The organism is Acidimicrobiales bacterium, from assembly GCA_035512495.1.
In the GTDB taxonomy this organism is placed as follows: Bacteria; Actinomycetota; Acidimicrobiia; order Acidimicrobiales; family CADCSY01; genus DATKDW01.
In genome coordinates this window covers 40703-50274 of the sequence record DATKDW010000023.1, presented here as the reverse complement: position 1 = coordinate 50274, position 9572 = coordinate 40703, and the positions used below count along the sequence as shown (strand labels likewise).

Here is a 9572-nt window from a genome sequence, read left to right as displayed (position 1 = left end):
CGGGGCAGCTGGCTGATGGCAGCGGCCTCGCGCTCCAGCGTGACGCCGAGCACCACCGGCACCGCCGGCGACGCGTCGACCTGGACCTCCGGGGCGCTCTCGACGGGCACCTCCGCAGCCGGCGTGTCGGCAGGAGGCGTGTCGGCAGGAGGCGTGATGACCACGCCACCGACCTCGGTCGGCTCGATCTCGAAGCACTCACCGTCGACGGCCACCAGACCATTGGGCACCTCAGCCTGGTCCCCTTCGAGGTTCGAGCAGACGTCGGTGGTCTCGACGACGGGGTCACCGCCAGTGTCGCCACCGCCAGTGTCGCCACCGCCACCGCCGCCGCCGCCACCGCCACCGCCACCGCCGCCACCGCCACCGCCCGTGGTCCTGATGCAGTCATCGTTCGCACCGAGGGCGACGAAGCTCGGGTGAGCGTCGCTGAACGCGTTCTGCCCGTCGGAGGAGTTCACGCTGACGTGGATGGGGTTCAGGCCGGGGCTCAGGGTCGCGTCACCGGGGACGCCGACCATCTTGCAGACCCAGACCTTCTCGGCACCCTGGCCGCCATCGTGGCCTTCGTTGTGGTGGGCGCCCGCGGGGGCGGACAAGAACCCGATGGGGAGGAGGGCGAGGCCCACCACCGCAGCGATTGCTCCGATGGTTCGTCGGGGGGAACGTGACGGGGATCGGTCGGCTGGTCGCACCACTGCCTCCAAAAGGTCGGTGGTGGGGCCGGGTTCACTTTGGCTCCTCCCCAGGCAACGTGACCAATCACACCCGGGGGATCAGCGCCTCCCCACGCGCACCCCGTGTGGGTGCACAGTGGTGAGCGTACGACTGAGTGCGGTGGAACACCACCCCCCGTGGGGGAAATGATCAATCTTGACTAGTTATGACCGCGGATCGTAGTGAGCCGGTCGTCGACCATGGTCCCGAGGACCCGAGTGAGGTCGGTGGCCTCGCCGTCGCGCTGCCACCAGCGGGTGTCGCAGCGCGAACAGGAGTGCATCGTCATGGTGCCGTCGCCGCGTGCCAGAGAGATGGAGACGAGGTGCCCGGCACAGGAGGTGCAGCGGGCGGTGCGGTCGAGGGTCGCTCTGGGGGCCATGGTCATTTTCTCGACCGATCGGCGCGAGGACTTGAACCGGCCGGGACCGCCGGCGGTCAGCTCGAGAGGGCGAGCAGGTTGATCACCGCGGTGAGGTTGAAGGCCACATGGGCCCAGATCGCCGGGCCCAGTCGCCCCGTGCGCACCGTGAGCACCCCGAGGAGGAGGCCGAAGCCGGCCAGGGCGACGAAGTCGTAGGGCTGGAGGTGGACGATCCCGAACACCGCCGAGGTGAGCAGCACCGCCCCCACCCGGCCGATGCGCCGCTCGGCGGCCCGCAGCCAGAGGCCCCGGTAGAAGAGCTCCTCGAGCACGGGGGCGACCACGACCGCGACCAGCACCAGCAGCACCACGCTGAAGGGGTCGACGGCGGCGCCGGTGAGGGCCTCGGCGCTCTCCCCCACCCGGTCGAGGTCGATCCCGAGCGCCCGGTAGACCACGGTGACGACGAGGGCCAGCGCCAGCTGGCCGACCAGCCCGATCCCCAGGCCGAGCGGGATGTCCACCCACCGCATGCGCAGGCCGAAGTCGTCGACCAGGCTGCGGAGGCCCTTGCGGTACGTCGCCCACAGGGGTGCCCCGAGGAGGCCGACCCACACCGGGACCTGGAACAGCGCCGTGCGCCACAGGGGCATGTCACCGTCGAGCACGTCGGGCCCGAAGACGGCCACTGCCACGGCGAAGGCGGCGAACGAGGCGATGTAGATCGCCAGGTTGCCGGCCAGGGCGTCGCCCATGCCCCAGCGGACCTCGGGCGGGGAGGTGGCCTCGGGTGTCACCACCTCCGGGTCAACGGACATCCCGGGGAGGGTACCCAGGGCACCGGGGGAGGGATCAGCCGGCGAGGCGGTCGACGAGGGAGCGGACCGCCACTCGGCGGTCGGCCCGGCTCCAGCCCTGCGGCACGCCGAGGCGGTCAGCGTGGGCGGGACAGAGGTCGTACCCGGCGGGTGAGGGGTCGCCCGTGAGGTCGTCGACCCACGCGGTGCGGGAGTCGTAGTCGTAGGTCATGGTCGCCGACGCCGCCGAGGAGCAGGCGGGCCGGGCACAGAGGCGGGCCATGGCCCGACGGTAGCGACCCCTCCGCGCCGGGGGTTGGATGCCAGCAAGCCACGGGGCATTCCCTACCATGGGTCCATGACCGAGCCGCCCTCCCCGCGCGACGACCAGCACCCCGGGCGCAAGCCCGGCATGCCGCGCCGACCCGAGGGCGGCTGGCCGCGCTGGGCGATCTGGGCGTCGGGCGGGCTCCTGCTGGCCCTGCTGATCCTGCCCGGCCTGGTGGCGGGCGACGACAGCGACGAGATCTCCTACACCCAGTTCCGCCAGCGGGTGGCCGACGGCCGGGTCGAGCGGGTCGAGATCAACACCGAGTCCAACCGCATCGCCGGCACCAACCTCGACGGCTCCGAGTTCTCCACCAGCGGGCCCTCCGACATCCCCGAGGGCGACCTTGCCCTGCTCGAGGATCAGGAGGTGGCGGTCGACTTCGAGACGCCGCAGCCCAACTTCATCCTCTCCTTCCTGCCGTTCATGCTGCCGATGCTGCTGATCATCGGCTTCTTCGTCTGGATGCAGCGCCGAGCCCAGGGCCAGATGGGCGGCCTGATGCAGATCGGCAAGTCCAAGGCCAAGCCCTACTCCTCGGAGAAGCCGGGCACCACCTTCGACGACGTGGCCGGCTACGCCGGCGTCAAGCAGGAGATCACCGAGGTCGTCGACTTCCTCAAGGAGCCGGCTCGCTTCGCGGCCATCGGGGCCCGCATCCCGAAGGGCGTGCTGCTCGTCGGCCCCCCGGGCACCGGCAAGACCCTCATCGCCCGGGCGGTCGCAGGAGAAGCCGGGGTGCCATTCCTCTCGGTCACCGGCTCCGACTTCATGGAGATGTTCGTCGGGGTGGGCGCCAGCCGCGTCCGCGACCTGTTCCAGTCGGCCCGCAAGATGGGTCGCGCCATCATCTTCGTCGACGAGATCGACAGCATCGGCCGAAAGCGAGGCGCTGGGCTCGGTGGTGGCCACGACGAGCGCGAGCAGACCCTCAACCAGATGCTGTCGGAGATGGACGGCTTCGAGGCCACCGAGGGCATCGTGATGATCGCCGCCACCAACCGCCCCGACATCCTCGACCCCGCCCTCCTGCGGCCGGGTCGCTTCGACCGCCAGGTCGTGGTCCCCCTGCCCGAGGCGAGCGAGCGCCTCGAGATCCTCCGGGTCCACTCCAAGGACAAGAAGCTGGCGTCCGACGCCGACCTCGAGGTCGTCGCCAAGGGCACCCCCGGCATGAGCGGCGCCGACCTGGCCAACCTGGTCAACGAGGCCGCCCTGTTCGCCGTGCGCCGGGGCGACGACCGGGTCCACAACCAGGACTTCGACGCCGCCCGCGACCGGATGCTCATGGGCCAGCGCCGCGACTCGATGGCCATGTCCGACCTCGAGAAGGAGATCGTGGCCTACCACGAGGGGGGCCACGCCGTGTGCGCCTCGGTCCTCCCCCACGCCGACCCGCTCCACAAGGTCACGATCCTGCCCACCGGCATGGCCCTCGGTGTCACCCAGCAGCTGCCCGAGGAGCGCCACCTCTACCGGCAGGACTACATCGAGGACTCCCTCGTGGTCCGCCTCGGCGGCCGCATCGCCGAGGAGCAGGTGTTCGGCGTGATCTCCACCGGCGCCAACAACGACCTGATGGGCGCCACCGAGCTCTCCCGCAAGATGGTGCGCGAGTGGGGCATGAGCGACCGGATCGGCCCCATGGCCTGGGGCGGCCAGGGCCAGGTCTTCCTCGGCGACACGATGATGGCCGGCCACGAGTACAGCGACGAGACCGCCCGCGTCATCGACGAAGAGGTCGAGCGCATCCTCCGCGAGCAGGAGGACCGCTGCCGCGAGACCCTCCGCGCCAACCGGGCCGGGCTCGACCTGGTGGCCCGGGCCCTGCTCGAGCGCGAGACCATCGACGGCGCCGAGGTGGGCCGCCTCATCGAGCTGGGCCACGCCAGCGGGCCCGACGCCGACATCACCGACCCTGCCGCCCCCGAGGACCGCACGGACAAGGACGGCGCCGGCAAGGACGGCGACGACGTGGAACAGCCCGACGAGCCCGACGAGCCCGTTGGTGCCGCCACCACCCGGATCGACGACACCGCCCGCCTCGACACCGGCGACCGCGGGGCCTGACCGGCCGGTCGCCGCCCTGGCCCGGACCGGTCAGCCCGCCGGCGGGGGGTCGCCCCGGCCCAGGTGGGGTTCGGGGCTCGACCCCGGCTCGCGCGCTTCGGCCACGGCCGCCCAGAGGTCGGTGGCCGTCGGGGGGCCGACGAAGCTGGCCCGCACGACGCCCTCGCCGTCGGCCACCACCAGCAGGGGCACAGCGTCGATCCCGTAGCGGCGGTGCACCTCCGGCCGGTCCTGCACCGAGACCGCGTCGACCGCGACCTGGTCGCTGGCGAGCACCTCGGCCTTGGCCGCCGTGCCCGCGCACGAGTCACAGGTGAGCGAGGTGAACACCGCCACCAGCCACGCCGCGTCGGGCCGGGCGAAGTCGGCACGGTCGAGCTGGCTGGGCACCGCCCACCGCGCCTGGGTGGGCGGGGCCGGACGCCGTCGTTCCAGCAGCAGGGCAACCGCCACAGCGACCACCACGAGCACCCCGGCGATCAGCGCGCGCTCCACCCCACCCAGAGTATGAGGCCTCGGCCGCAGGCCAGTTACGGCAGGGGGATGCCGATGGCGATGGAGATGCCGACACCGCCCACGCGGTAGAGGTCGCGCTCGACCACCACCGGCCCGTCGGCCTCGACCACCAGCGGGAGGGGGCTGCGCTGGATCCGGTCGCCGAGGCGGACGGCGGTGCGCTCGGCGGGACCGAGGGTGACACCCTGCAGCCCCTCGATCTCGACCACCCGCCCGCCGGCGAGGGCGACCACCGAGAAGGTGACCTCCTCCGCTGTGGGGTTGGAGACGACGAGGTACTCGTCGATCGTCGACGACGCCTGGCCGAAGGGGAGCAGCCAGCGCTCGGCCTCCACCCGGGAGCCGAGGCTCGACGTCCAGCCCCGCCGGGGCGCCGGCGACCGGGCCTCGACCTCGCGCTCGGCGACGACCCCGACCCGGTTGATGGAGCGGACGGTCGAGGAGTGGGCCACGCCCGCGGGCACCGGTGCCAGCTCGGCGGCGTCGACCATCACGTGCGAACGGGGCGGGATCGTGCGTTCCGTGGGCTCGGGGGTGTTGCCCTCGTCGGGGACCACCTCGAGGAGGACCACGGCCTCGTCCTCACCGGGGTTGTAGATGTGCCACCGCTGGTCGAGGCCCTCGTCGTGGAGCCCGTCGGGGAAGTGCCAGACCTCGGCGGCTGCCGGTGCGCCGAGCGCCAGCGACAGGCCGTTGCGGCCCTCGCTGCCGTCGAAGGTCTGGACGCGGTCGACCACCAGACGGCCGCTGCGGGCCACCACGGAGGTCGCGGTGACGGCGCGGCGCCGCACGAAGGCACCGATGTCGATCACGGTCGATGTCCCCGGCGCCAGCGGCAGGCCCTGCAGCCCGACGGGCTCTTCGCGCAGCTGCTCGGTGGCGAAGCTGATGTCGACGATCACGTCGTCGGGGAAGGGGTTGAACAGGAAGAGGGCCTGGCGGGCGTCGCGCGTGGTGGAGCCGTTGGCGAAGTGCCACCGGTCGGATGGTGCCGAGGCGCACGGCCCGACGTCGGCGCCACGCGGGCCGCTGACGCCGTGCTCGACGCCGACGCCACCACCTTCGACCTCCACGACGGCGGAGACGACGGGGGCGGTGAGGGAGTCGCGGGCGGTGAGGGTGAGCGACTCCTGGGGACCCACCTGGATGGTCTCCACCAGCGGCTCGTCGGCGCCCGGGTACCAGGTGACCGTGCCCCGGCGCACCTCGCGCTGGGGGTTGGCGACCACCACGATCAGGTTGGCCTCCCCACCCTCGATCGCCGTGCCGGCGGCGCAGTACCAGGTCGACGACAGCGCGCCGGCGCGGTCGGCCACCGGCATGAGCGGCGCCGCCGCCCCGCCGAGGTCGTCGGACCTCCCGGTGGGGCCGTCGGTGGCGACGAGCCCCAGGACGACGAGCACCCCGACGATCACCACCAGGACGGGCAGGCGGCGGTTCACGACCGTCCCCATGCAACCGAGCGGGCGCCCACCTCGGTCGCACGACGGCGCCGGCCGCGCACCAGGGCGACGGCGGCGGCCGCCCAGAGCAGCGCCTGGAGCGCCACCACCAGCCACCGCGTCGGCGAGGTCCGGTAGCGCAGCACGGCGTCGCCCGCCTCGGCGACCTCGAAGGCGTTGGCCCAGCCGAGCGCCCGGGTGCGCGCCGCGGACCGGCCACCGACCTCGAGCCGCCAGCGGTCGGACGCCGCCTCGGCGAGGTAGACCACCCCCGCCGGCACCTCCCCCTCGAAGCGGAGGTGGCCGGTGCTCTCACCGAGCACCGGCACGGCACCCGACAGGTCGGTGGCGACGGCAGGGCCGAAGAGGCTGTTGGCGCCGGCGACGACGGCGCCGGCTTCGGCCGGCAGCGCGGCGCGGGTCGGCGCCCAGGAGACGTTCTCGTAGAGGGCGATGGCGGGGTCGACGTCGAGGCGGCGGAGGTCGAGCTGGCTGTCGACGGTGCGACGGACGCCGGGCGGGAGCGGTCGGCGGGAGGTGCGCGCCCGCTCCGGCACGGAGCGCTCGGGGAGGGCGAGGAAGCGGATCCCCATGGGGGCGAGCAGGCGCCCGAGGCGCTGGGTCTGGCCGTCGGCGGCGAGGCGAAGGGCGTCCTCGACCAGGCCGGTCGCGCCGTCGGCGCTGCCCGCCCACTGGTCGGTGAGCCCGGGTGCCCCCTCGGTCGAGATGCCGTAGCCGAGCCCGTCCTCGAGTCGGTGCGACCCGAGGGGCACCACGTCGGGGTGGCCGACCCACAGCACCCGGAACGACCCTTGGTCGAGCACCTCGCCGGCCTCGATGGCGTTGAGCGACGTGCGGAAGTCCGCCGGCGGGAGACCCCAGCGGCCGTCGAGGGCGTCTGCCAGGACCGGCAGGGAGGCCACCACCACGGCCGCGGCAGCAACGATCGATGCCACCTGCCGGAGCCCGAATCGGTAGCCCGGCAGGTCCCGCTCGAAGGCCACCATGCCGAGGCCGGCGGCGAGGGCGAGGGCGGCGGCAGCGGGGACGAGCAGCAGGTCGGCCGACGGGAGGGCGACGGGGAGCAGGTCCTGGCCCGCGACCCATACCAGCGACCACGAGGCGAGGGCGACGAACCAGGCGCGGGTGGCCCAGGTGAAGCGCCAGCCCCGGCCGATCAGCAGCGCCAGGGTGCCGGCCACGGGCAGGGCCCAGTGCAAGACCGACGAACCCGCCGGCCCCGTCTCGAAGCGGAGCAGCTGGTCGATGCCGAGGCGGTCGACGCCCATCCGCGAGATGCCGCCGACCGTCGCCCACTCCGAACCCGGCAGGACGAAGTCGAGGGTCCATGGCAGGTGCAGCACCAGGGCCACGACCGACGCGCCGAGGCCGACGGTGACGGTCTGCAGCACACGCCTCACCCCACCGGTGAAGACGGCGCCGAGGGTGAGCGCGAGGGCGACGAGCGGGACGACGAGCACGACCACGGGCACCACCGCGGCCACCAGGGCGACGATGACGCCGAGCACCAACACCGCTCGGCGTCGGTCGGTCTCGACGAGGGCCCGGGCCGTCTCGCGGTCGGGAGCCGACTCGTCGACCTCGCCCTCCGGGGCGAACGGCGCCTCCCCGCTGCTCCGCAGCAGGCGGGCGAGGATCCAGGGCATGGCGGCGTAGGCGACCAGCGCGCCCCATCGGCCCCGCGCCAGGGCGTCGTAGGGCAGGGGGACGACGGCGTAGACGACGATGGCGACCGCTCGTGCCCGCTTGGACGCCAGGGGGCCGGTGAGGCGCCACATCCCGACCACGCCGAGCGGGAGCATGCCGAGCACGAGCACCTGTTGCAGGAAGCCCGTGGCCCCGAGCACCACGATGCCGAGCAGGCCGAGGAGGGCGAACGCAGTGGGGGCGGGCGACTCGGAGCCGAGGCCGGCGGAGCGCCAGCCGCTCACGTACTCGCGGAGCAGGCCGAGGGGGCCCTCCTCGATCGGAGCGAACGCCCCGATGGCGGGGAGAGGGCCGCTGATCAGGTCGCGCGAGCCGACCAGCAGCAGCAGCGCCACCAGGAGCCACGCGGCGACGACGACGCGGCGGGGACCCGACGCCAGGCGGTCGGACAGGTCCCGGCCGACCCCGGAGAGCGAGGCGCGGACCCGGTCGGTGGTGCCGAGCTCGCCCCGGACGAAGCCCGACAGCCTGGCGCTGCCCCGCACCTGGAGGCGACGGACCTCGCCGTCACCGAGCTGGCGGTGCCGGCGCAGCAGGGCGCGTCGTTGGCGGAGCGCACCGATGCGTCTGAGGTTCCACGTCCAGGCGCCCAGGACGTCGCCCGCCTGGTCGAGGTGACCGGTGACGGAGGCATACATCGCTTCGAAGAGGGTGAACACCGCCGCCTGGGGAAGCACCCGCAGGAGGTGGAAGGGCCCGTAGCAGGTCAGGACGGTGCGGAGCCGATGGCGGGCCAGCAGGCGGCGCCGGTCGTCGGTCGGCCGGCGGGACCCGAGGGCCTCGACGTGCTCGACGCGGGCGGCGGGAACCACAATGACCCGGGCCCCCGCCACCTGGGCGCGCCAGCACAGGTCGAGGTCCTCACCGAGGAAGGTGATCGCCGGGTCGAAGCCCCCGAGGGCCTCGAAGAGGTCGGTGCGCACGAGGGTGCAGGCCCCGGGGATGGTGAACACGTCGCGCACCCGGTCGTGCTGCTCCTGGTCGAGCTCCCCCCGCTCGACGAGCGGCGAGAGCACCCCGGTCTTGTCGCTCGACATCCCGACCTGGAGGAGGTGCTGGGGAGCGCCGAAGGCGACGACCTTGGGGCCCACGACGCCGGCGTTGGAGCGGTAGGCCTCCTCCACCAGGAAGCGGATGGCGGTGGGGTCGAGGACGACGTCGTCGTGGCAGAAGGCGTAGAAGGCGGCTCCCTCGACGACCTCGATCACCTCGTTGGCGGCCGGCCCGAAGCCGGGGTTGGCGTCCAGGTGGCGCACGTAGGCGTCGGGCAGGACCTCGGCGACGAGTGGCATCGGGTCGGTGGCGCTGTCGGCGTCGATGACGAGCACCGAGAGGTTGGGGTAGTCCTGGGCCCGCAGCGACCCGAGGGCGTCACGGAACCACGGCCCGGCATCGTGGGTCACCACCACGGCGACCACCGGCGGGGCCTGGGGGCTGTCGTCGGGCGGGGCGTCGTCGTCGTGAGGCGCACCGGCCGGCGTGGGGAGGTCGTGCGCAACCACGGCCGACCGAGGGTAGTCGTCGCCCCCGGGGCCCCCTCACTCGGCCCACCGAAGTGCTTGCAACTGTTTAACGAAGGCGCTATGGTGGCTAGCACACCGGCGGGAGCC

At 73.4% G+C, this 9572-nt stretch carries 8 protein-coding genes; 1 reads left to right on the top strand and 7 read right to left on the bottom strand.

Features of this window, described 5'->3' with window-relative positions; genetic code table 11:
- From VMN58_02530 to VMN58_02515, 4 genes are all read right to left on the bottom strand, one after another.
- The coding region (locus tag VMN58_02530; GenBank protein HUF32070.1) for a hypothetical protein at positions 1–632 on the bottom strand (632 nt) is incomplete at its 3' end.
- 245 nt (positions 633–877) lie between these two features.
- Complete coding sequence (locus VMN58_02525) at positions 878–1099, bottom strand: hypothetical protein (protein ID HUF32069.1); 222 nt, start codon at positions 1097–1099, stop codon at positions 878–880.
- 56 nt (positions 1100–1155) lie between these two features.
- Positions 1156–1899 (bottom strand): type II CAAX endopeptidase family protein, encoded by a 744-nt coding sequence (locus tag VMN58_02520; protein ID HUF32068.1) that lies wholly within the window; start codon positions 1897–1899, stop codon positions 1156–1158.
- A gap of 34 nt (positions 1900–1933) precedes the next feature.
- Complete coding sequence (locus VMN58_02515) at positions 1934–2161, bottom strand: DUF3499 family protein (GenBank protein ID HUF32067.1); 228 nt, start codon at positions 2159–2161, stop codon at positions 1934–1936.
- A gap of 75 nt (positions 2162–2236) precedes the next feature.
- Here VMN58_02515 and ftsH point away from each other — a divergent pair, with 75 nt between their 5' ends.
- Entirely contained in the window at positions 2237–4276 is a 2040-nt protein-coding gene (gene ftsH, locus VMN58_02510; protein ID HUF32066.1) for an ATP-dependent zinc metalloprotease FtsH, read from the top strand.
- A 30-nt stretch (positions 4277–4306) separates the two neighbouring features.
- Here the strand turns inward: ftsH and VMN58_02505 are convergent, their stop codons facing one another.
- Genes VMN58_02505 through VMN58_02495 form a run of 3 tightly spaced genes read right to left on the bottom strand, consistent with a single transcriptional unit; the run spans position 4307 to position 9464 of the window.
- On the bottom strand, positions 4307–4771 hold the full coding sequence (locus tag VMN58_02505; GenBank protein HUF32065.1) for a hypothetical protein: 465 nt from the start codon (positions 4769–4771) through the stop codon (positions 4307–4309).
- Positions 4772–4806: 35 nt separating this feature from the next.
- The gene (locus VMN58_02500) at positions 4807–6234 is read right to left on the bottom strand and encodes a DUF5719 family protein (GenBank protein HUF32064.1); all 1428 of its coding nucleotides are present in this window, start codon (positions 6232–6234) and stop codon (positions 4807–4809) included.
- Positions 6231–9464, bottom strand: coding sequence for a glycosyltransferase family 2 protein (locus VMN58_02495; GenBank protein HUF32063.1), 3234 nt, complete (start codon positions 9462–9464; stop codon positions 6231–6233). Before VMN58_02495 ends, VMN58_02500 begins: the two co-directional genes overlap by 4 nt.
- Positions 9465–9572 lie beyond the last annotated feature (108 nt).